A 23,159-nucleotide genomic window follows, 5' to 3' on the forward strand; every position below is an offset into this window, starting at 1 on the left:
CCGCCGGAGCTGGCGCGGGTGCCGCCGGAGCTGGCGCGGGTACCGCCGGAGCTGGCGCGGGTACCGCCGGAGCTGGCGCGGGTGCCATCGGGGGAGTTTCTGATAAAACGCCACCAACTAAAGGTTTAGTTTCTTCTCCGCCAATTGCGGGAGGCGGCGCGGGAATAGGCGCTCCACCGGGAGGCGGCGCGGGAATAGGCGCTCCACCGGGGGGCGGTGCGGGAATAGGCGCTCCACCGGGGGGCGGTGCGGGAACAGGCGCTCCACCGGGCGGCGGCGCGGGAACAGGCGCTCCACCGGGCGGCGGTGCCGGGACAGGTGCGCCGCCGGGCGGCGGCGCGGGCGGTTGTGGCGGTTGGCCCTCGCTCATGAGTTAGTTGTTCGGTTGATAAATCAGGATTACAAATCCCGAAAGCTATTGCCGCAAACCGCGAGTTATTACCACCCGCACCTCCAAGTGTCTACCACATTCCCCATGCCCGCACCGCATCCACACCCCGCCCAAGCTTGCCCACCCGCGCCTAAAACTCTATCTTCACCCCACACCATATTATTATGAATGCACTCATCGCCGCTCTGCTCGTATCCGTTTCCGCCGGAAAAGATAATCAACTACGGCTTTACGATTTCAATCCCGCCAACGGTGCCCTCGTCGAACGCGCCAAAATTAACCTCCCCGGCTCACCCGGCGCCCAATGCCTCAGCCCCGATGGCAACCACCTCTACGTCGCCGTCCGCAACGTAAACAGCGTCGCCGCCTTCCGCATTAATCACGCCAAAAAAACTCTTGAACCCCTTGGCCTCACCGACATCGGCGCCAACGCCGCCTATGTTTCCACCGACCGCACCGGCCGCACCCTCCTCTGGGCCAGCTATAGCGGCGGCGAAGTGGGCACTCATTCCATTGCTCAAAATGGGGCTGTGGAAAAAACCGCGCTCAGTCGAATCAAAACCGAACGCTGCGCCCATGCGATCCTAACCGACCCTGCCAACCGTTACGCCTACGTCCCCCACACCGGCCCCAACGCCGTCTACCAATTCACCTTCGATGCCGCCACCGGCAAACTCGCCCCGCATCCCCAGCCCAAGGTGCACCCCGCCGCCGGCCTTGAACCACGCCACCTCGCCTTCCATCCCACACTCCCCGTCATTTATTTTGATGACGAAAAAGGCGACAGCGTCACCACCTACCAACGCTCCCCCAAAACCGGCAAACTCGTCCCCATCCAAACCGCCTCCACACTCCCCGCCGGATTCGACGGCGCAAAAAATTCCTGCGCCGACATTGAAATTACCGCCGACGGCAAATTCGTCTACGCCTCCAACCGCGGCCACAACTCCATTGCCACCTTCGCCGTTGACCCCAGGACCGGCCGACTTAAAAGCCTCGGCCAATTCCCCACCGGCGAAGTGCCCCGTTCTTTCAACCTCGCCCCCGATAACAAATGGCTCATCGCCGCCGGCCAACGCAGTCACGATCTCCACGTCTACCGCCGCAATCCCCTCAATGGCAAACTCATCCCCGCTGGAAAACTCCCCACTGGTCAGGGTCCCGGCTGGGTTCAATTCATCCCCGTTCACAAAGTGAAAAAGTGAGTGCCGCCGGAGAGTTCATTCAGTTCAACCCCGTGCAACTTTCCGGCACCGTGCCGGAGGATACCACCGCCCTGCGCGAAGCCTGCGCCACACTGGCCGCCCGCGATCTGCACACCAGCTACACCGGCACGCACCTCATCGGCAGCAACGGCAATGTCAGCGTGCGCCGCGCGCCGGGCTTTGTCATCACCGCCACTCAGCTCCCTTCAAAGGAAAACCTCGCGCCCGAAGATTGCGTGCACCTCGAAACCTGCGCCGGCGGGGAAGCGCGTTTTCACGGCCCCAAACTTCCTTCCTCCGAATCCATCCTGCACTGGCATCTGTTTGAAACCTTCACCGCCATCCAAGCCATCGTCCACGTCCACGAATCCAATGCACTTTTATATTCCGAATCCAACCGCGCGCGTTGGCCCGAGCTCGGCATTGTGGAATCCACCCGCGACATCGGCGGCGGCACCCTCCAAGTCGGCCAAGCCACCGCCGAAACCTTCACCACCGAGTCAGACTACGTCATCCTAAAAAACCACCGGCCCAACTGGGACTTAGGCCGCACCGGCACCGTCGTCCTCGGCCGCACCTTGGAAGAAGCCCTCGAGCGCACACTCAAAGTTCACGAGGCGTTGAAATAATAAACACCCCTTAAGCCCTGAGCCGGAAAGGCGCAAAACTCATTCGCGAACCGGCCCCTTTAGGAATAGAAGATGGCAAAGGGTACGAGTCACCAGAACCGCCCTGCCGAGCCTTTGGAAAACAAACCCAACGCAAAGACGCAGCTAAACGATTAAAGCGTAAAGTCTGGCAGCTCCACGCGCGCGCCGCCTTGTTCGGCGGATTGGTGGGCGCAGATGCCGACGGCGGTCCAGTTGGCCGCGGTTTTGGCATTCGGCCATGGGTCGCGATCCTCGACGAGGGCGGTGAGAAATTCGTTCACCATATGCGGATGACTCCCGCCGTGACCGCCGCCTTGGACGAAGGATAGGTGATCGGCGTCTTCGATGGTTTGTGTGAATTTCCGAATGGGTTCCGGCAACCGATGCGCGAAGTCGGGTATTTCGACGCGCTCGGGGATCTCCGCCTCGGGTCGCTTGGCCACGTGCAGGATGTGCGGATCGTTTTCGGCAAGCGTCCATTCAAAACTTTTCTTGGTGCCATAAACATCGATGCTCTCGCGGTACTGCCGTGCGACGTCGTACAGGCATCGCCAAATGTGCGCCGATACATCGCTGTCCTTGATTTTGATGTGGCAGCTCTCGACTGCAAATTTATTGCCGCTCTTGGCCGCGATATCATCGCGCACCGTGCCGCTGCCGAAACAACTCACATATTCCGCGAGACCGTTCACCATCCCAAGGCACGGGCTCACCACGTGCGTGGCGTAATGCATCGGGATCATTGCCTCCCAATAGCTCGGCCAGCCGTCCATATCCTGCGGATGGCTCGCGGCGAGATATTGCAACTTGCCCAGTTCGCCCTTTTCGTACAATTCCTTAATGAACAAAAACTCGCGGCTGTAAACCACCGTCTCCGCCATCATATATTTCAAACCGGTTTCATCAACCGCTTGGCACAGCGCCTCGCAATCCTCAATCGTCGTCGCCATCGGCACGGTGCACATCACGTGCTTCCCCGCGCGGAGGGCTTTGAGCGATTGCGCGGCGTGATCGGCAATCGGCGAGTTGATGTGTACCGCATCAATCTCCGGATCCTTCAGCAATTCATCGTAATCGGTGTAGCGTTTCTCGATGCCAAACGCATCGGCCACCTTGCTCATCTCCGCCTCATTGCGCCGGCACACAGCGATGAGATTGGCATTGGGATGCGCCTGATGAATGGGGATAAATTCCGCCCCAAACCCGAGGCCGACGAGCGCGATGTTGATGGTCTGTTCACTCATGGATGCGGAGAATCTAGAAAGCTAACCGGTGAAAGTCAAAGCGCTTTGACTTTAGCCATTCAGCTTTCTACCTTCGGGCATGAATTCACCGGCAAGCACACCATGACCGCACTTGAAATTGCTCAGGAACTGGTCCGCCTACCCAGCGTGAATCCGCTGCACGATGAAACCAGCGCCGGCGAGGGTGCCGTGGTCGATTGGCTGGAGCAATGGGGCCAGTCTCACGATCTGCAAACCCTTCGCGAACCGGCACTGCCCGGGCGCGACAACATATCCTTCACCATAAAAAATGGCGACGGCCCGCATCTGTTGCTCAATGGCCACACCGACACCGTCAGCGTAACCGGCATGAGCATTGATCCCTTCAGCGGCGAAGTGCGCGACGGGCGATTATGGGGGCGCGGCTCCACGGATATGAAAGGCCCGCTGGCGTGCATGCTCGCGGCATTGCTCGAGCTGCGCGCGCGCAACGATTGGCACGGCACGGTCACCGTTGGCTGCGTGGTGGATGAGGAAACTGAATTTCAGGGCATCGTTAAGCTGATTGAAGGCCACGACCCGTGGGACTTCGCCGTGGTGGGCGAGCCCACCGAATTACGCGTAGTGCGCGGCTGCAAAGGTTGCCTCCGAACGGTCGTCCGCGTCCGCGGCCGCGCCGCGCACAGCAGCGATCCCGCCCAAGGCCGCAACGCCATCGTCGGCATGGCGCCGATGCTGGAAGCAATGCAGGAATTTTTTGATACGGAAATCAGCCAGTTCACCCGCGAAGGCTTCAGCCCGTGCACCGGCTCGGTGGGGCTCATCGAGGGCGGCACCGCGGTGAACATCGTGCCCGACGAATGCGCCGCCACATTCGACATCCGCACCGTGCCGGGACAGGACACCGCCGCCACTTCCACCGCATTAGAAAAATTCGTTCGCGAAAAAGTGGGCGAACGCGATGGATACGAATTGATTTTTGATCCGCCCTATCACGACAGCCCGAATTTTGAAACCGCCGCCGACCATCCCCTCGTACAAACCGCCTGCGCCCTCCGCGATCAACCCGCCGCCGACACCGTGGCCTTCGGCTGCGATGGCAGCAAACTCGCCGCCGTCGGCATCCCCACCATCATCCTCGGCCCCGGCAATATCGACCAAGCCCACACCAAAGATGAGTACATCGCCCTCACCGATCTCGAAGCCGGCACGACGGTTTATGTGGATTTAGCCCGCGCGCTGTTGCCGCAGTAACCCCGGGAGGGCGATCGGGAGTGTGAACAAGGGCGGCTTGTGGCACTGCCGCTGGTTTGCCAGCTTTTGGGATGAGGTTTTTGGTTTTGTTGATTGCGTTGGCGGTTGGATTTTCAAGCTGCTCCCGCAAGCGTTCCAAACCCGTAGCTGCGCCTGGGCTCAAGACTAACAAGGTGCATTTAAACACCCTCGAGCGCCGTGCCGATCAACGAATTTATACGCGCCTCGGCACCGAACCCTTCACCGGGCGCGCGGTTTCCAGCCATCCAAACGGCGAACCGGCGATTGAAAAATATTTTGAAAACGGCCGGCCCCATGGCTCCCATCGCGAATGGCGCGCGGGCGGCACACGCGCCATTGAGGCCCATTTTAAAGACGGCCAGTGGCATGGCCGCTACACCAATTTTCATCCCGACGGCCAGCCGCAATTAGAATTGCATTATGCCAACGGCCGCAAACACGGCCGCCATCGCGAGTGGCGCGCCAATGGATTATTGCTCTACACGCGCACTTGGAAGCACGGTGTGCTGACCAAAACTGAGCCCTCGCCCACGCTGCAAACAGAAGTGGACGCGCTCACCACCGAACGCGAAAGACTGGACACATCGGTGTGGACGCGCGAATTGCAGGCATTGAACCAATTCAATTCATTCAAGGAAATGGTTGGTGCCATCTTGAATGCCGACAACCCATGGGCAGAATTATCGAAAGCGCCAGTGAATTTTCAATTTGGCAAACCGCTGGCCAGCATTCCCCACGAGTGGGGGATTGAAGAACTTCTTTTCGGCGGCACCGGCGAAGGGATCCCCGCAACCACTTGGGCATCACTCAAACAAAGTGGCTGGACCATTGCAGGAACCCAATGGCGATTGATCAACTCTGATACCACTGAATTTACCGTGAACGCCCACCGCCCCGGCAAAGAACGCGCCACGGTGAAAGGCGAATTGCAACGGGCAAAGGGCAAGCTGAACATCACCAAACTTCGGGTGTTCCAGCGCAGGGGCGGGCCGGTGTTTGAGTCATTGGCAACAATTGACGCAGGGGCGAAGGCGTTGCCGTTGTTGGTGCGGGATTTAGACGCGGACGGCACACCGGAGATGATTGCGGTGGGGGCCAATCGAATTTTCCGCCAGCGGGATGGGAAATTTCTCGGCACGCGCTTTGCAAAATATTTGCCGATCGGCTGCACGGCAGCGGTGTTGGCGGATTTGAATGGGGACGGCCACACAGATTTATTTGCCGTACCGCACGAGCAACCGCCCTTGTGGATTCCCGGCAACGCAAAAGGAGAGTTCGATGCATCGCCATTTCCCGTGGCCGTGCGGGCCTCACCGATGGGCCGCGCGTGGGCGTGCTCGGCGGGTGATATTGACGGCGATGGGGATCTCGATATGTGGGTGACGCAAAACCGCCCGGCCGGCCAAGGCGATCAAGGCGGCCGAATGCCCACGCCGTATTGGGACGCCAACGATGGACATCCGGCGTATTTGTTGATGAACGATGGCAAAGGAAATTTCCGCGAGGTCACCGTGCCCGCCGGTCTCGCAGCCAAGCGCGGACGGCGCGTCACGGCCTCGGCGTTGTTGGATTTGGACGGGGATTTTGACAATGACCTCGTGATAGCCAGCGAATATGCGGGGCTCGATATTTTTTACAACAACGGCCAGGGCGTGTTCTCCGATGCCACGCCTTCGCTGGCGGCCAATCGCCACGCCTTCGGCCAAGGGCTCGCGCTGGCGGATTTCAACGGGGACGGCCGCACGGATGTGTTCCTCGCCGGTCGCAGCAGCACCACCGCGCAGCGCTTGCAGGCGATGGGGCTGGGGCACGCCGAGTTTCCAAAACACAACCGCCATCGCGCGGGCATGAGTGCGGGCAACAAATTGCTGCTCAATGACGGGCGGTTTCTCAACCCCGCCACACCGCCCGCCCTCGCGCGCACGGGCTGGAGCAGCGGCTGTGCGGTGATGGATTTTGATAATGACGGCGACGCGGATCTCTTTGTCGCCAATGGCCATCGCACCCAACAAGGCAAGCCGGACCACGATTCCACATTCTGGCGGCACACTATATATAGTGGGAGTTCGGAAAAAAATCCTGCGTTGATGATGTTGCACGAGCAATACCAAGCCGCGCGCCAATCGTGGTGCGGCAACGAACACAACGCATTTTTTCTCAACGAAGGCCAAGGGCAATTCGTGGAAGCGGGTTTTCTGCTCGGATTGGGCCACAACTTTGACGGCCGCAGCGCGGTGAGCGCGGACGTGGACGGCGACGGCCGGCTCGACCTCATTGTGGCGGAACAAACGCCCGCGGGCATCACGCTGCACGTGCTGCGAAACGCCGCGAAGCCAACCGGCCATTGGGTGGCCGTGCGTCTGCACGGGCGATGCATGGGCGCGCAAGTCACCGTGCACTACGAGGGAGAAGCAGCAACACAGCAAATCATCAGCGGCGATTCCTTCCGCACCCAGCACCCGGCCACGCTGCATTTTGGTTTGGGCAAGATCTCAAAAATTAACCGCATCGAAGTCCGCTGGCCCGGCGGTGCGATTACGCGTTCGGATAATCCGGCCATCGATCGCCTCCAAGAGTTGCGCCCGAAATAGTCTGCCCTTAAACTTGCGCATGCTGACACCCGAAAGCCGCCTCGCAGATTTCCCCGCGTTGGCGAACATGGCTTATTTAAACTCCGCCGCTGAAAGCATCCCGCCCGTGTGTGTGCCCGAAGCACTGGCGCAATATGCGCGCGACAAAGGCCTCGGCATGCGCGGCCGCGGCCCGCACAATGCCACCCTCGAAGCCTGCCGCGAGGTGGCGGCGCGGATGGTGGGGCTGCAAACCGATGAAGTGTCATTTTGTTCCTGTAGTTCCGAAGCGTATAATTTACTGGCGAATGCGCTGCACCTCGGGCCGGACGATGAAGTGGTGATCACCGATTTGGATTTCCCTGCCGGTGCCACGCCGTGGCTCAATGCTGCCACGCCGCCCAAGGTTCAATTGTGGAAAGCAAGAGATGGTGCATTGGACGCCAACGATTTGCCGGCGTTACTCAATGAACGCACGCGATTGGTGCAGGTTTCGCTGGTCAGCTTTTTTAATGGGCATCGCCTTGACTGGGCACCCTTCATCGCCGCTGTGCGCGAACACGCGCCGCACGCCAAAGTGGCGGTTGACATCACGCAGGCGCTCGGCCGCGTGGAGCTCGATTGCACCGACTTTGACATCCTCATCTCCAGCACGCACAAGTGGGTACTGGGCATTCACGGCGGCTGCATCGTGGGCATTCCCAAAAAAGGAAATAAAATCACCACCCACGCCGGCGGTTGGTTTCATTTGGAAAACGCCTTTGGCGCCGACCGCTTCGAACGGGCCGTACCCAAGCAGGGCGCGGCGAGTTTCTCGGTGGGTATGCCAAATTACGCCGCCATTTATGCGCTGAACGCCTCACTTCGCTACGTTGAAAACGTAGACGTGGCGAACATCGCCGCGCATGCCGACCCGCTCGTTGAGCAACTGGAAGCGGGCCTCCGCGCGCTGGGCCTCACGCCGATGGCCGCGCAGCGGACGGGCAACTTCAGCGGCATCCTTGCATTTCGGCATGCCCGATCCGATGCCATCCACCAAGCCCTCGAGGCTGCGGAGGTGCACGTGATGAATCAGGCAGGAAGAATGCGCATGGCATTGCATGGCTACAACACGACTGCGGATGTTGAGCAATTTCTCGATGTTTTGGGAACGGCTATTTAGTTCTCAACGGCGCGAGGTCTTCATCCTCTTTGGCCAACGCCTCCACGCGATCACCTCCCACGGCGGCAGCAGCTTCGAGCATGCCGCGCGCCTCGGGCAGGCGATTCATTTGGCAAAGGTAACAGGCCACATTGTAGGCAATGAGCCATTCATCAGGAAAATGCTTCACACACGGAGCCAACACTTCAAATGCCTGCTCAATCGTGCCGCCGGTGCATCGACGCGCAGCATAGGCCCAATGCAACCACAAGCCGGATTCTTCCGGGTGCTGCTCGCATAACGCACCCGCAAGTTGTGAGGCTGCGTCCCATTGCTTGGCGGCGATGAGGCAGTCCAAGCGCGCGGCTTGCACGGCGGGTGCGGATCGCTGCTCTATGGGAATGCGCGCCAGTTCGGCCATGGCCTCGTCAACATTGCCGAGCTCAATCCAGCCGAAGGCGGCTTTGATGTAATGCAAGGCAGGCGGTTCGATCGGATCCATAGGCGCGGATTATTTACTTTTGCGCGCGGCCCGCCAATCCAATATAGTCCGCCGATGGAACTGCTCTGGCTGGCAAAAGGAAATGACGATCTTATTTTTATCATCACGCTGGCAGTGGTGTTGCTGGTGGTGATTGCGTACCTCGTGCTGGGGCGCGATGATACAATCCAAGTGATGGAAGAGGAAAATGAACCGGTGGAAATCGATGACCCACAATATCATGAAAAGGTTGTCCATCGACTTGATCGCACCAACGATTTATTGACCTCCATACGCAATTCAATATTGATATTTATAGTGATTCTTGTGCTGATTCCGGTACTTTGGATGTTGCTCGTGAAAGGGTGTGAAGTACCAAAAACGAACTCATCCGAACACGTATTAAATCATCCGAACACGTACAATTGCTAGTTTTTCGGTTATTTTTTTAAAAAATCGCTTGCGCGCTTGCCCTCCCTGTGGTAGGTAAAAGAAACCAAGGACGCAACTGACCCAACCGTAAACAAAGCAAGTGTCTCCCAACGTCGATAACATAGGTTCACCGCAAGGTGTCGCACTGCAGGCCATTCAGGCCCAGCAAGTGCGGGCGCGCACCGTTGCACCTATTCCGGCACAAGAACGGCAGTCCGAAGCCGTCCGAAGCACCGATCTTACCTCCTCGCGGGCTGTTCAACAGTTTTCAATGGCCGCGCGGGTTGCCGCCGAGGAAGTGCCCGCGAATGATCCAATGAAGCCCGTGGCCGACGGAATCGCCGAAGATCTCAGCCGCGTCGGCAACGATCCCTTCGAGGCCGTGGGAAAAATTAACGACCTCCAAAACGCATTCAATTTCGCAATGGAAGCCAACGCCAACTTATTGGAAGACCCCGCTCTCGCCGCCCTCGCTTAAACGGACTGCCTTTAACGGACTGCCCCCAACCACGCCACGGCTTAAACGGCCGTTTTTTTGTGCCTTGATTCTATCCGGAGGAATCGCTCGTCCGGAGGAATCGCTCGTCTGGCATCAGGCCATTCCGGGACGGGATGAACGGGATTGAGAAATCAGGTCACCGGCGCCAGTTCGGAAATCGGCTCACCGAAGGGGAGCATCGGCATGGGCCGGCCGGCGTGGTCGGGGAATTCGTGGGTATAATCCACGCCGAGATGCTGATACACCGTCGCCCAAAGATCATTCGGGGTCATGGCGCGTTCAATGGGCTCTTCGCCCTTTGAATTAGTGGCACCAATGATCTGGCCGGTCCGCATGCCGCCGCCGGATATCAACATGCTCATGGCCCGCGGCCAGTGATCGCGGCCAGGTTGATCCACCTTGGTGCGTGAGCCGGGCCGCACATTGAGGCGCGGGGTGCGGCCGAATTCGCCGGTCACCACCAGCAACACGCGCTTGTCTAAGCCGCGCGCGTACAAATCCTCGATCATCGCCGTGATCACCTGGTCATACAGCGGGAAACGCACCTTGGCGTCTTTGAAAATATGACAGTTCACCGCGTGGCTGTCCCAGTTGTACACGCCTTCCTTGAGCCACGGTATGCCGCCGACGCCGTAGGGGTTCTCCATCACCACCGTCACCCACGGCACCCCGCGCTCCACAAGGCGGCGGGCGAGAATCGCCTGTTGGCCCCACGGATGCATGGCGAATCGTTCGCGCACGGCGTCCTTTTCCTGCGTGATGTCAAACGCCTCGCGCACGGCTGGGCTGGTCATCATCTCCATCGCTTTGCGATTGAAGACATCCATGGTGCCCAGCAAACCGCTGGTGTCCACGTCGCGTCGAAAATTATCAAAGCCCTTCAACAGCGTGTTGCGGTCGCCCAAGCGATCGGTCATCGCGCGGTCCAGCGACACATCATCCACCTTGAAATTCGGTAGACTCGGGTCGGCGGAGATGCGGTAGGGGTGCGTGTGGTTCCCGAGGTAGGCACTACCGAAGGCAAACGTGTCCACGCTGTTCACGCGTCCGTTGCCCATCACCACGTAATTCGGCAACCCCTTCGTGTCCCGCTTATCGTCAAGCACCGCTGACGCCATCGACCCAACGCACGGCGTGTTATTCAGTGTGCCCGTGGGCGTGGCCGGCTTGCGGCCGGTGAGAAAACGTTTGTGACCGCCACCATGATCGGCAAACCCGTGATGGATCGAGCGGATGATGTTGTACTTGTCCGCGATTTTCGCATGCCGCGGAAACAGCTCGCACACCTCCATGCCGGGCACGTTGGTTTTGATCGGCATGAACTCGCCCCGATACTCGCTCGGCGCCTCCGGCTTCATGTCGTACATCTCCATGTGCGGCGGCCCGCCCGGAAGCCAAACGAAAATCACGGAAGTATCCTTGCCGGACACACCCGGCGCTGCATTCTTCGCCTGCGCCTCCAGCAAACCCGACAGACCCAGCCCACACGCCGTCCCACCGACTTCCAAAAAAGACCGCCGCGAAACCGGGCCCGGGCAAAATGCAGTTCCGTCACTCATTGGGTTAAACTTACGACTTTTTTCATGTGTGGTCAATTCAAATCAACTCTCCAATCACCCGCCCGCTGGGCAGGTACGGGAAGGGGCGGCCGAGGAGGTCGTGGAAAATTTGGTCCGGCGCGACACCGAGCTGGTGGTACATCGTCGCGAGAATGTCGTTGAACGGCGTGGGGCGATCCTTGGGCACGTCGCCCGCCTTGGTGCTGGAGCCGACCACCACGCCGCGCTTGAGCCCGCCGCCGGCGAGCATCACCGAGCACACCTGGTTCCAGTGGTCGCGCCCGCCGTCCTTGTTGATTTTCGGCGTGCGCCCAAACTCGCCGTACACCGCCACCAACGTGCTGTCCAGCAAACCGCGCTCGTCGAGGTCATCGAGCAGCGCGCTGATGGCGCGGTCGGTCGGCGGCAGCAGCTTGTTTTTCATCACGTCAAAAATGCGCCGATGATTGTCCCAATCCTGGCCGGTCGATTGGTTGAGATTAAAATTCACCAGCGTGTACGGCACCCCCGCCTCGGCCAGCCGCCGCGCGAGCAATGCCTGCTGCCCCCACGTGTGCGCGCCGTAACGCTCGCGCACCTTGAGCGGTTCGCGGCTGAGATCAAACGCCCCGCCCGCCGTGCCGCCCGCCAGCATCTCCGCCGCGCGTTGGCTGTAGGCATCGAGCCCGTCGGCCACGCCCGCCAAATGATCCACCCCGCGCAACAACGCCAGCCGATCCGCCAGCCGCCGCGTCGAAAGGCTCTCGTCCAGCGTCAAATTCTTCGGCCCGGCAAAGGGCTTCGCCAGACTGCCCGAGGGCATGCCCGAATCCATCGGCTCAAACGCCTTGCCCAATTGCCCCGACGTGCCGTAATGCACGCGCACTCCAAGCTGCCCGCTCTGTGGCACGGTCACGTAACCCGGCAAGCCCGGCGCGCGCCCTCCGCATTCCTTGGCCACCACCGCGCCCATGCCCGGGTGCACGCGGTTCACGTCCTTCGTCGTCGTGTTCGCACCCTTGAGCGTCCAGCCCGTGAGCGTCATGTGAATGGCCGTCTCGTGACTGGGCGACCCGACAAACGCCCCGCGCATCAAATTAAATTTATGCATTCGCTTGGCCAGCATCGGCAGATGTTCCGCAAACCGCACGCCCGGCACGCTCGTGCGGATGTCGCCAAACGTGCTCTTGTACGCCGTGGGCGCCTCCGGTTTGGGATCGAAACTTTCGTAATGCGACAACCCGCCCTGCAGAAAAATCACGATGACCTGTTTCGCCGGCGCCTTGGCCTTCGCCCGCGCCTCCAGCAACCCCGGCCACATCATCGCCCCCGCCAACGCGCCGCCCCCCGCAATCCAATCGCGCCGCGTCATCGAAGCTATGTCCAGTCGCTCACTCATCGCGTCGCAAATTTAGACGAATCTCCCACGCCACCCAATTCAATTTGGAAACCACGGATTGCCGAATCCAATCAACTATGTCAAACTGCCCACATGACGAAAGCTGCGGAAATCATACAGGAAGCCGAAGCCCTTCCCCCAGCCGAACGCTCCCTAGTCGTCGATTCGCTCCTGCAAACCCTCCACAAGCCCGATCCTGCCATCGACGCCCAATGGGCCGCCACCGCCCAGCGCCGCCTCGTCGAACTCCGCTCCGGCCAAACCAAGGCCGTCCCCGGCGACGAAGTGTTCGCCAAGGTTCGCGCGCGGTTTGAAAAATGAACTTCACGTTCCACGAGGAAGCGGAAGTTGATTTCCTCGAAGCCATCGAGCACGACCAAATTTTCATTCTCGCGGTGATGCATCTCCACTGCGACCCTGATTACTGGAAGGAACCAAAATGATTCGCCCACTACTCATCCTCCTGCTGGCTCTCAACGTCCACGCCAAAGTCCCACCCGCCCAGCCGAATTTCATTCTCATCATGGCCGACAACCTCGGCTATGGCGACATCGGCCCTTTCGGCAGCAAGCTGCACCGCACGCCCAATCTCGATCGCATGGCGCGGGAGGGTCGCAAGCTCACGAGTTTTTACAGTGCCAGCGGAGTGTGCACGCCGAGCCGGGCGGCGTTGATGACCGGCAGCTATCCGCGCCGCGTGGGGCTGGGCTGGACGGCGGAGGATGGCCACGTGCTGCGGCCGGTGTCGCCGAATGGATTGCACCCGAATGAAATTACCATCGCCGAGGTCTTGAAAAAGGCCGGCTACGCCACCGCGTGCATTGGCAAGTGGCATCTCGGCGACCAACAAAAATTTCTGCCCACGCGGCAGGGCTTTGATTATTACCTCGGCCTGCCGTACAGCGATGACATGACGCACGCCACCGGCCAGCGCATCGGCGAGCGCCTCCGCGGCAACCAATGGCCGCCCTTGCCGTGGATGGAAAACGACAAGGTCATCGAGGCTCCGGCCAATCGCAACCTCATGACCCAGCGTGAAACCGCCGCCGCGCTCAAGTTCATCGCCGCCAACAAAAATAATCCCTTCTTCCTGTACCTACCCCACAACATGCCCGGCAGCTCGCGCCAGCCGTTTGCCAGCGAGGCATTTCGCGGCAAATCCAAGAACGGCGCGTGGGGCGATGCGGTGGAGGAACTGGACTGGGCCGCCGGCCAGATTTTTGCCGCGCTGAAAAAACACAAAATCGACGAGCGCACGCTCATCATTTGGACCAGCGACAACGGTGCCCCGCGCCGCAACCCGCCCCAAGGCAGCAACGGCCCGCTGGGTGGCTGGGGCTACACCACCGCAGAAGGCGGCATGCGCGTGCCGGCCATTGTCCGCTGGCCCGGCTTCATTCCCGCCGGCAGCATCAGCGACGAACTGTGCTCGCTCATGGATCTCCACCCCACCTTCGCCAAGCTCGCCGGCGCGCAACTGCCGGAACGCAAACGCGACGGCCAAAACATCTGGCCCCTCTGGAGCCCGCGCAATGCGAAATCGCCGCACCCGTTTTTTTACTACTACCGCACCAATAATCTCCAAGCCGTCCGCGATGCCCGCTGGAAACTCGTGCTCGGCGAACAACCCCGCCTCTACGATTTGAGAACTGACTTGGCCGAAAAACACAACGTAGCCGCGCAGCACCCCAACATCATCAAGCACCTCCAAACTGCCGCCGCCGCCGCAACGGTCGAATTGGGCAGCGGCAAGCAAAAGGGCAGACACGTCCGCCCCGTGGGACGCGCAAAGAAGCCAACCGCCCGCATCAGGTAGGTGATGGCAGCCAGTCCCGCTTTTCCTCCGCGGCGCTGCGGCTCCGCGTGAGTTTTCACCACACAAAAAAAGGGACGGGGTGGAACCCGTCCCTCCCGGCAACGCCGATAATTTACTCCGCTTCCAAGCGGTAGACGGTGCCGCCGAGGCTGAGGAGATATTGCTCGCCGGCGTTGTCCTCGCCGAAGCTGGCGATGAGGCGCAGGGCGTTGGGCTTCACCACCGCCTTGTACTCGGTCACCTTGCCGCCGGTTTGCTTGAACGCCCAAACCGTGCCGGTGCGATAATCGCCGTACACATAGGCACCACGCAGCGCGGGGATCTTTTTGCCGCGGTACACGTAGCCGCCGGTGATGCTGAGGCCGTGGCTGTGTTGATCAAACTTCGATTTTTTCGCCAATCCCGGCGTGTGCGGATATTCAATTACCGGGTCCAAGAGCTTCTCGGGATTCTTGTGCTTGGTGGTCAAGAGGCCGCCCTTTTTGCTGGGGCTCTCGTGGAAACCCTCGCGCGTTCGCCAGCCGTAGTTGCCGCCCTTCACGATGAGGTTTACTTCCTCCCAATAATCCTGGCCGACATCCGCCGCCCAAAAATCGCCGGTCGCGCTGTCGAAACTCATGCGCCACACATTGCGCAGGCCGTACGCCCAAATCTCGCCGCGGGCGCCTTTGCGATTTACAAAGGGGTTGTCCTTCGGGATGCCGTAAGGCCGCGCGCGGGTCGGCGCGTCCACGTCAATGCGCAGGATGGTGCCGCGCAGCGTGGCTAAGTTTTGGCCATTGTCGTTCGGATCCTCGCGACTGCCGCCGTCGCCGTGGGTGATGTAGAGCTTGCCGTCCGGCCCGAAGAGGATGCAACCGCCGTCGTGATTCCAAAACGGCCGTTCAATCGTCAGCAACTTGCGTTCGGTGCCGAGATCCACCGTGCCGTCTTTGCCGACTTTGAATTCGCTCACGATGCTGCGCAGCGGTTCGTGCGCCGAATAAAACATGTACACCTTGCCGTTCTTCGCGAACTGCGGATGGAACGCCATGCCGAGCAGCCCCTCCTCATCCTTCACGTACGGCTTGCGCTTTTCGATGTCGAAAAACGTCGTCGTCTGTTTGCCGTTGGCATGCTTCGGCAGCACCAGCACCTTACCGCGTTGCTCGAGTAGGAACGTCCGCCCGTCGGGCAGCTGCTCCAGCCAGAGCGGCCGCTTGAATTTCAGGTTGGGATAGGCATTCACCAGTTTCAGCGCGGGGATCTCCGCGGAAACATTGCCCAAAACCGCCAGCGCAAATAGCGCCGACACCAGTCGAGTGATGGAAGCAAGGGATTTCATCGCGGCGATTCTGGCTGAAGTGGCGCGGTTGTCAATCCCACTTCACACTCCAAAGCGCCCCAATTAATTCGCCTGTGCCGGCCACCAACAACGGCAATCCCACCGGCCATGGCCCGGCCAACAACAACGCTCCGCCCACCAAAACCAGTCCGGCGGGCACCAAAGGAAACAACATCGCGTTCTTCATCATGCAAACAGGATAACGAACTGGTAGGACAAATGGTGTCTCAATGATTAGTTTTGATCTATTTTAACATCGCCATTTTCCATTTGCGCCCGGACGTGCTTGTGGTTATTTTAGTCGGAATGAAAACGCTCTCATTCCTGTTGATGACCGTAGCATTGCAAGCCGCCGAGCCGCGGTTTCAGTTTCGCAGTTTCATTCAAAACGACGGCACGTTGATGAATGTGAAGCTCGATACCACCACCGGCCAAACCTGGCGTCTTGAGCGCACCCTCACCAACCGCCGCGAAACCACCCTCGCCGGCAAAGCCACTGAACGAAAGCTCGACGAGGCGATTCACAAACAGATTAATAATTTCAGCAGTTTTACCGTTGCCGAAGTGATTCAAGTCATGAATGCAACAAACCTAAAACTTATGGGCGAGAATCTGGTGCCGATCGTGTTCCGCGATCCGGCGGCTAATCCGGCGGTCAATGCAAAAGAAGCCAGATTACAACTGGTACCGCCCAGGCAGGAATTGGGCGAGGAGCTGGCGAACATCGATCCCATCACCGGACTTCCGTTGAGATCTGGCACACTCCGTTTCCAAGTCGACCCCGTCACGGGGCTCCCACTGCTGAATCCCGCCACGGGCCTCCCGCTTTTGATCGGCGGCAATCCCAGGCCAAATCCGAATTTCCCCAAGGGTGGTATTCCAACAATCAATCCACGCCATGCCAATGCACGGCAGCCCGCACGATTGAGTCCGGATAATGTACGAATTCGTCACTGGGCCAAAGGATTGGAAAACCGATCCTCCCTCAATATGATCACCGAAGTACTCAACGCCCTCGATTCTCCGCTGCGTTGTGTGATTGATGAAAACATTGTGTACCTCCTCCCCGAAAGCGCCACGCTCACCACGCGCGACGGCAAAACCAATAAGCCGAAGTACGAGGATCGCTGGGTGGAAATCAAAATAGCGAAGGGGAAATAATCGCACGCTCGTGCTGCTGGCATCTTGCCGGCAGCACAACAACACTGCGAACAAGTCGGCGTTGCTTGCGTGCCTTCACAATGGTTCATTGGCCGCGCAGGGAATTATTTTGAGCGACTGGAATATTCAATCACGCGGGCATCAATGCCATATTTGCGAGCAAGCGTTTGAGGATGGCGCGGGCTACCACACGGTTTTAGCCCATGAAAACCACGAGTATCTGCGACGCGATATTTGCCACGCGTGTTGGGAGCAACAAGGCGAAGGCGCGGCGGAACGCAAGGGGTTTATTTCACACTGGCAGGGCACATACGAAGCACCACCGGAAGCCCCGCCCGAAGCGATCCAAAAGGACACCGCAGAAAGTTTACTGCGCAAGTTGCTGGAAACCGGCGACGCGCGCTGGCGCGAGGCCAGTTACATCCTCGCAGTGATGCTCGAGCGCAAACGAATTCTCAAGGTAAAAGAACAACTGCACGAGGAAGACGGGCGCGTGTTTGTTTATGAGCAGCCAAAATCCGGTGATCTATTTACCATCCCCGATCCGGCTTTGAAGATGGAGGAACTCGAGCAGGTGCAAATCGAAGTCGCCGCGCTGCTGGAGCACGGCTTGCCGGTGGAAGGCGAGGCGTGGCCGCCCCTTCCAGTGGAGCCCACGGAGCCCGAAGCTCAAACCACCGAGCCAGCTCAAACCGCCCCGTGACCGATGGCCGGCCAGGGTTCATTTCAAAAACGGTTGGGGTACACGTTCAAAGACCCCGCGTTACTGGAGTTGGCGCTGAGGCATCCTTCGGTGAGCCACGAGAAAAGCGAGCCACTCCAAAATAATCAACGGCTGGAATTTCTGGGCGACGCCGTGCTGCAACTGGTGATCAGCGCGGAGTTGTTCCGGCAATTTCCCGCGCGCGACGAGGGCACGCTGTCCAAGGCGCGCGCGCGGTTGGTCAATAAAGAAGCGCTGGCCGAACAGGCACTGTCGGTGGAGATCGGCCCTGAACTGATGGTCAGCCGCGGTGAAGAAAAGAGCGGCGGTCGTGAACGTCCCTCCGCGCTGGCCGATGCCTTTGAGGCGGTGGTGGGCGCAATTTATCTCGATGGCGGATTCACGAAAGTGGAAAAATTCATCCACACCCAATTCGCCGAAGCCTTCAAAGGCGCGGACGCCGGTCGGCACGTCGGCAATCCGAAAGGCGAGTTGCAGGAAATTTTGCAGAGCAAGAACGCGGTCGCGCCTGAGTATCGTCTTCTTGATTCACAGGGCCCGGACCACGACCGCTTCTTCGAATGCTCCGTGCGCCATTGCGGAAACGAGCTGGCGCGCGGCACCGGCAAAAGCAAAAAAGCCGCCGAAACCGACGCCGCAACCAATGCGATTGCCGCGTTTCAAGAGACACAAAAATAACCCGTGAAACCTTTGAAATTGACCCGGGCCGTTTGTAATTATAGGCTCACGAAACTTTTTTGGTATGGCGAACGACACGATACAAAATAACTACCTTGTCCCCCACGTGGTGGAACAAACCAGTCGCGGCGAACGCGGGTACGACATTTACTCCCGGCTGCTGGTCGATCGCATCATTTTTCTGGGCACGGGCATTGATGACAATGTCTCCAACGTGGTCATCGCGCAGATGCTGTTTCTGCAAATGACCGACCCCAAGAAAGACATCCACGTGTACATCAATTCTCCCGGCGGCCACGTCACCGCCGGCCTTGCGATTTATGATACCATGCAGTTTCTCACTTGCGACGTGAACACCTACTGCATCGGCCAAGCCGCAAGCATGGGCGCGGTGCTGCTCGCCGGCGGCACCAAAGGCAAACGCTTCGCGCTGCCCAACGCGAACATTATGATTCACCAAGTGCTCGGTGGCGCACAGGGGCAAGCCACGGATATGGAAATTCAGGTCAAGCATATGCTCGTTCTCAAGAAAACCCTGACCAACATTCTTTCCAAACACACCGGCAAACCCTACGAAGAAGTCTTCGAAGCCTGCGAACGCGACAACTTTCTCAGCGCCGAGGAAGCCAAAGAATTCGGCCTCGTGGACGAAGTGGTCGCCTCCCGCAAAGACGTGCCCAACCTGCCGGACAAATCTTCCACAGACGGAAAATAACCATGGCCCGACGCCAAATTACCCTTTGCAGTTTCTGCGGCAAAAGCCACGCGGAAGTCCGCAAACTGGTGTCCGGCCCCGGCGTGTACATCTGCGACAACTGCGTTGAGACCTTCAAGACCGTTCTCGACAAAGAGTTAGCCAACGATAAAACACAACCCACGCCCAAGCTAAACGTTCTCCAACCTGCCGAAATCAAAGCCGAGCTGGATCGCCATTGCATCGGGCAAGATGAGGCCAAGAAAACGTTGGCCGTGGCCGTTCACAATCATTACAAACGCATCGTGCACGAAGCCGAAGCGACCGAGGATGACGACTGCCCGCACTCCGGAGTAGAGATCGAGAAGACCAACATCATGCTCATCGGCTCCACCGGCACGGGCAAGACACTGCTCGCGCGCACGCTTGCGGGCATCCTCGATGTGCCCTTCGCCATCGCCGACGCCACCACCCTCACCGAGGCAGGATACGTGGGCGAAGATGTGGAAAATATTATCCTCCGTCTGCTGCAAGCCGCCGACTTTGATGTGAAGCGCGCCGAGATGGGCATCATTTACATCGATGAAATCGATAAAATCACACGCCGCACCGAAAACGTTTCCATCACCCGCGATGTCTCCGGCGAAGGCGTACAACAGGCGCTGCTGAAAATTCTCGAAGGCACCGTGTGCAGCGTGCCCCCGCAAGGCGGCCGCAAACATCCGCAACAGGAATACATCCGCGTGGACACACGCAACGTGCTATTCCTGTGCGGCGGCGCGTTTGTGGACCTCGACAAAGTCATTCAACGCCGGCTCGGCAATCACGTGCTCGGCTTTGGCGCGGTGGAAGAGCAAATCGAAGCCGTCGCCGATGGGCGCGAGGCGGTCAAACATGTGGAGCCGGAAGATTTGTTAAAGTTCGGTTTCATCCCCGAGTTTATTGGCCGACTCCCGATGATTTCTGTGCTGGAAGAATTGACCGAGAATCAGCTTGTCGAAATTCTTTCCGACACTAAAAGCGCCCTCATCAAGCAATACCAAAAATTGCTGTGGCTCGAAGGCGTGGCGCTTGAATTCACACGTGATGCCCTGCACGAACTTGCCGCGCAAGCCATCAAAAAAGGGACCGGCGCACGCGCCTTGCGCGGGTTGCTCGAACGGTTGATGCTCGATCTAATGTACGAGATCCCCGGCAGCGCCGACATTGAGGGCATCAAAATTACGCGCGGCGCGGTGCAAGGCAAAACCAAGCCGGTTATCCGCCGCAAACCCAAACAGGCGGCTGCCTGATTTCCCACTGTCGCCAAGCTGCGAGCAGTGGTTTGTTGCACACCCAAAATGTCCGAACCCACGCCCATTGAAAACCAGATTGCCGACCACGTGCGCGCGTTGCCACCTTCGGGAATTCGTGAATTTTTTGAATTGGTGCAGGGTCGGCCGGAAGTCATTTCGCTGGGCGTGGGCGAACCTGATTTTACAACCCCGTGGCACATCCGCGAAGCCGCCATCTTCGCGCTCGAATGCGGCAAGACGAGCTACACCTCCAACCTCGGTTTACTGAAACTGCGCGAGGCGATCAGCCGCTACGTGGCCCAACATTTTGGCCCGGAATACCATCCGGAAAACGAAATCCTCGTCACCGTTGGCGTCAGCGAAGCGCTTGATCTCGCCCTGCGCGCGCTCATCAATCCCGGCGACGAGGTGATTTATCACGAACCGTGTTACGTGAGCTATTCGCCCAGCATCGCGCTCACCCACGGCGTGCCCGTTCCCGTCGCGTGCCGTGCGGAAGAAAAATTCAGCGTCACCGCCGACGCCATCGCCGCCGTCATCACGGACAAGAGCCGTGTGCTGATGCTCAATTTTCCCACCAACCCAACCGGTGGCACGATGACGCGCACCGAATTGCAGGCCATCGCCGACCTCGCCGTGAAGCATAATCTCATCGTAATTACCGATGAAATTTATGCCGAGCTCACGTTCGAAGGCGAACACACCAGCATCGTGAGCCTTCCGGGTTTGCGTGATCGCACAATTTTTTTGCACGGATTTTCAAAGGCTTACGCGATGACCGGTTTCCGCATCGGCTACGCTTGCGGCCCCGCTGAGTTGGTCCGCGCAATGACGCGCATTCATCAGTACTCGATGTTGTGCGCCAGCCTCCCCAGCCAGGAAGCCGCGTTGGAGGCACTGCGCAATGGCGATGCGCCGATGGCCGAAATGCGCGAGGCCTATCGCCAACGCCGCAATGTGATGGTGAACGCCCTTAAGGCGATGGGGCTGGAATGCCATCTGCCGCGCGGCTCGTTTTATGCCTTCCCCAGCGTGCAATCCACGGGGTTGGATTCAAAGACATTTGCCGCAACTCTGCTGGCAGCCGAAAACGTGGCCGCCGTCCCGGGCAATGCTTTTGGCGAAAGCGGTGAAGGCTTTCTGCGCTGCTGCTTCGCCGCCGGTTTAGATCAAATCGAAACCGCAATGGAACGTATGGCGCGGTTTGTGGTAAGCACGAAAAAGGGCTGAGTTTCCTCAGCCCTCCTTCTCTGATTTTTTGACTGCTATCGAAGCAGTTGCTTCTCCAAGTAATGAACCGTCTGGCGCACGTTAGCGTCGATCTCCATTCGGTCTTTCACCAACCGGCACGCGTGCAGCACGGTGCCGTGGTCTCGCCCGCCAAAGGCTTCGCCGATGGCGCTGAGCGAGTGCTCGGTAAGTTGGCGTGAAAGATACATCGCAATCTGGCGTGGGAAGGCGATGTTTTCCGGCCGGCGTTTGCTGGTCATATCGGCCATGCGCAGGTCAAATTTCTCAACCACCTTTTTCTGGATGACTTCCATCGTGATGGTGTGCCGACCTTCTTCCTGCAGGATTTCGCGCAGCAAATTTTCCACCACATCATTGGTCAGCTCCTTGCCGGTCAGATGGGCGTAAGACGCCACGCGAATCAGCGCGCCCTCAAGGCGGCGGATGTTGGTGCGGATACGATTGGCGAGGAAAGTTAATACATCCTCGGGAATTTCCACGCCCATGCTCTTCACTTTATTGCGGAGAATGGCGAGGCGGGTTTCCACATCGGGCGGCTGGAGATCGGTGACCAAGCCCCACTCAAAACGACTCACGAGACGATGCTCGAGGTTTTGAATCTCACTGGCCGGCCGGTCGCACGTGAGTACGAGTTGCTTATGAGCTTCGTGCAGCGCATTGAAGGTGTGAAAAAATTCTTCCTGAATGCGCTCCTTGCCGGCGAGAAACTGAATGTCATCAATCAATAGAACATCAGTTTGCCGATATTTTTTGCGAAACTTAACCAGTTGATTATCCTGAATGGCAGCGATGTATTCGTTGGTGAATTTCTCGGAAGACACATAAGACACCTTGGCCGCCTTTTTGGCCCCCGCCACGTGTTGACCGATGGCGTGCAGCAAGTGCGTCTTGCCCAAGCCCGTGCCGCCGTAAAGAAAGAGCGGATTGTACGCCTTGCCCGGTTGCTGCGCCACGGCCATCGCGGCGGCGTGGGCGAAACTGTTATTGTTGCCCACCACGAAGGTTTCAAACGTGTTGCGCGGGTTAAACATCAGGTCGCCATCGCTGGCTTTACGTGTGGAGGTTTTCCGTCCTTTGGCCGGTTTGGCGGTCGCGGTCGCGGCGCCATTTCCGCCGGCGGCAACCTTGAACTTAATGTTGAGATTACGCCCACTGGCCTGGGTGAGGGCATCCTGCAACAGCTCAAGATAGTTATCCTTCAACCACACCTCCGAGAATTCATTGGGCACCTCGAGGGTGATGGAAGATTGGTTAAGGGAAACTGGTTGCACCGAAGAGAACCACAAATTGTAGGTCTCGGTGTTGAGCAGGGTACGGATTTGTTTTGTGGTTTTGGTCCAGATTTTTTCGACAGTGGCCTGCATCTTTTTTTGTTTTCGTCGCTAAATGTTAAAATCAAATTGTTTATTCAC

General features: G+C 58.8%; 22 protein-coding genes. 15 read left to right on the forward strand and 7 right to left on the reverse strand.

Annotated elements, in window-relative coordinates; genetic code table 11:
- The first annotated feature begins 555 nt into the window (after positions 1 to 555).
- Positions 556 to 1,596 (forward strand): beta-propeller fold lactonase family protein, encoded by a 1,041-nt coding sequence (locus H8E27_01955; GenBank protein ID MBC8324378.1) that lies wholly within the window; start codon positions 556 to 558, stop codon positions 1,594 to 1,596.
- Positions 1,593 to 2,225: a class II aldolase/adducin family protein gene (locus tag H8E27_01960; GenBank protein ID MBC8324379.1), complete on the forward strand. Its 633-nt coding sequence runs from the start codon at positions 1,593 to 1,595 to the stop codon at positions 2,223 to 2,225. The genes H8E27_01955 and H8E27_01960 overlap by 4 nt, the downstream gene beginning before the upstream one ends.
- A 152-nt stretch (positions 2,226 to 2,377) precedes the next feature.
- Here H8E27_01960 and H8E27_01965 read toward each other — a convergent pair whose 3' ends face one another.
- Complete coding sequence (locus H8E27_01965) at positions 2,378 to 3,490, reverse strand: Gfo/Idh/MocA family oxidoreductase (GenBank protein ID MBC8324380.1); 1,113 nt, start codon at positions 3,488 to 3,490, stop codon at positions 2,378 to 2,380.
- Positions 3,491 to 3,535: 45 nt separating this feature from the next.
- Between H8E27_01965 and H8E27_01970 the strand changes: the two genes are divergently transcribed.
- The 3 genes from H8E27_01970 to H8E27_01980 all read left to right on the forward strand — a co-directional run bounded on the left by H8E27_01970 (position 3,536) and on the right by H8E27_01980 (position 8,476).
- The gene (locus tag H8E27_01970) at positions 3,536 to 4,723 is read left to right on the forward strand and encodes a M20 family metallopeptidase (GenBank protein MBC8324381.1); all 1,188 of its coding nucleotides are present in this window, start codon (positions 3,536 to 3,538) and stop codon (positions 4,721 to 4,723) included.
- Between the two features lie 173 nt (positions 4,724 to 4,896).
- On the forward strand, positions 4,897 to 7,335 hold the full coding sequence (locus tag H8E27_01975) for a VCBS repeat-containing protein (protein MBC8324382.1): 2,439 nt from the start codon (positions 4,897 to 4,899) through the stop codon (positions 7,333 to 7,335).
- Between the two features lie 19 nt (positions 7,336 to 7,354).
- Entirely contained in the window at positions 7,355 to 8,476 is a 1,122-nt protein-coding gene (locus H8E27_01980) for an aminotransferase class V-fold PLP-dependent enzyme (GenBank protein ID MBC8324383.1), read from the forward strand.
- Here the strand turns inward: H8E27_01980 and H8E27_01985 are convergent.
- Positions 8,469 to 8,957 (reverse strand): hypothetical protein, encoded by a 489-nt coding sequence (locus H8E27_01985; GenBank protein ID MBC8324384.1) that lies wholly within the window; start codon positions 8,955 to 8,957, stop codon positions 8,469 to 8,471. The two genes, H8E27_01980 and H8E27_01985, sit on opposite strands and share 8 nt — an antisense overlap.
- Before the next feature lie 54 nt (positions 8,958 to 9,011).
- On the opposite strand from H8E27_01985, the gene H8E27_01990 reads away from it, so the two are divergent.
- Entirely contained in the window at positions 9,012 to 9,368 is a 357-nt protein-coding gene (locus H8E27_01990; GenBank protein ID MBC8324385.1) for a hypothetical protein, read from the forward strand.
- A gap of 100 nt (positions 9,369 to 9,468) precedes the next feature.
- A complete protein-coding gene (locus H8E27_01995) occupies positions 9,469 to 9,846 on the forward strand; it encodes a hypothetical protein (GenBank protein MBC8324386.1) in 378 nt (125 codons plus the stop codon).
- 152 nt (positions 9,847 to 9,998) lie between these two features.
- On the opposite strand, the gene H8E27_02000 is transcribed toward H8E27_01995, so the two are convergent.
- Both H8E27_02000 and H8E27_02005 read right to left on the reverse strand, forming a co-directional pair.
- Positions 9,999 to 11,426, reverse strand: coding sequence for a DUF1501 domain-containing protein (locus H8E27_02000; GenBank protein ID MBC8324387.1), 1,428 nt, complete (start codon positions 11,424 to 11,426; stop codon positions 9,999 to 10,001).
- A gap of 37 nt (positions 11,427 to 11,463) precedes the next feature.
- Positions 11,464 to 12,804, reverse strand: coding sequence for a DUF1501 domain-containing protein (locus H8E27_02005; GenBank protein ID MBC8324388.1), 1,341 nt, complete (start codon positions 12,802 to 12,804; stop codon positions 11,464 to 11,466).
- A 93-nt stretch (positions 12,805 to 12,897) separates the two neighbouring features.
- On the opposite strand from H8E27_02005, the gene H8E27_02010 reads away from it, so the two are divergent.
- Complete coding sequence (locus tag H8E27_02010) at positions 12,898 to 13,125, forward strand: addiction module protein (protein ID MBC8324389.1); 228 nt, start codon at positions 12,898 to 12,900, stop codon at positions 13,123 to 13,125.
- A 118-nt stretch (positions 13,126 to 13,243) separates the two neighbouring features.
- On the forward strand, positions 13,244 to 14,620 hold the full coding sequence (locus tag H8E27_02015; GenBank protein MBC8324390.1) for a sulfatase: 1,377 nt from the start codon (positions 13,244 to 13,246) through the stop codon (positions 14,618 to 14,620).
- A gap of 112 nt (positions 14,621 to 14,732) precedes the next feature.
- Here H8E27_02015 and H8E27_02020 read toward each other — a convergent pair whose 3' ends face one another.
- A complete protein-coding gene (locus tag H8E27_02020; protein ID MBC8324391.1) occupies positions 14,733 to 15,944 on the reverse strand; it encodes a PQQ-dependent sugar dehydrogenase in 1,212 nt (403 codons plus the stop codon).
- Between the two features lie 31 nt (positions 15,945 to 15,975).
- The gene (locus tag H8E27_02025) at positions 15,976 to 16,134 is read right to left on the reverse strand and encodes a hypothetical protein (protein ID MBC8324392.1); all 159 of its coding nucleotides are present in this window, start codon (positions 16,132 to 16,134) and stop codon (positions 15,976 to 15,978) included.
- A gap of 116 nt (positions 16,135 to 16,250) precedes the next feature.
- Here H8E27_02025 and H8E27_02030 point away from each other — a divergent pair, with 116 nt between their 5' ends.
- From H8E27_02030 to H8E27_02055, 6 genes are all read left to right on the forward strand, one after another.
- Entirely contained in the window at positions 16,251 to 17,105 is an 855-nt protein-coding gene (locus tag H8E27_02030) for a hypothetical protein (GenBank protein ID MBC8324393.1), read from the forward strand.
- Between the two features lie 10 nt (positions 17,106 to 17,115).
- Positions 17,116 to 17,808, forward strand: coding sequence for a hypothetical protein (locus H8E27_02035; GenBank protein MBC8324394.1), 693 nt, complete (start codon positions 17,116 to 17,118; stop codon positions 17,806 to 17,808).
- 3 nt (positions 17,809 to 17,811) lie between these two features.
- On the forward strand, positions 17,812 to 18,507 hold the full coding sequence (gene rnc, locus H8E27_02040) for a ribonuclease III (GenBank protein MBC8324395.1): 696 nt from the start codon (positions 17,812 to 17,814) through the stop codon (positions 18,505 to 18,507).
- Between the two features lie 64 nt (positions 18,508 to 18,571).
- On the forward strand, positions 18,572 to 19,222 hold the full coding sequence (locus tag H8E27_02045) for an ATP-dependent Clp protease proteolytic subunit (protein ID MBC8324396.1): 651 nt from the start codon (positions 18,572 to 18,574) through the stop codon (positions 19,220 to 19,222).
- A gap of 2 nt (positions 19,223 to 19,224) precedes the next feature.
- Positions 19,225 to 20,493 carry an ATP-dependent Clp protease ATP-binding subunit ClpX gene (gene clpX, locus H8E27_02050; protein ID MBC8324397.1) on the forward strand — a complete coding sequence of 423 codons (1,269 nt, stop codon included), beginning with the start codon at positions 19,225 to 19,227 and terminating at the stop codon, positions 20,491 to 20,493.
- Between the two features lie 48 nt (positions 20,494 to 20,541).
- Positions 20,542 to 21,726: an aminotransferase class I/II-fold pyridoxal phosphate-dependent enzyme gene (locus tag H8E27_02055; GenBank protein MBC8324398.1), complete on the forward strand. Its 1,185-nt coding sequence runs from the start codon at positions 20,542 to 20,544 to the stop codon at positions 21,724 to 21,726.
- Positions 21,727 to 21,761: 35 nt separating this feature from the next.
- Here the strand turns inward: H8E27_02055 and dnaA are convergent, their stop codons facing one another.
- Positions 21,762 to 23,111, reverse strand: coding sequence for a chromosomal replication initiator protein DnaA (gene dnaA, locus H8E27_02060; protein ID MBC8324399.1), 1,350 nt, complete (start codon positions 23,109 to 23,111; stop codon positions 21,762 to 21,764).
- Positions 23,112 to 23,159: the final 48 nt, after the last annotated feature.

This window comes from Limisphaerales bacterium (assembly GCA_014382585.1).
Lineage (GTDB): Bacteria > Verrucomicrobiota > Verrucomicrobiia > Limisphaerales > UBA1100 > JACNJL01.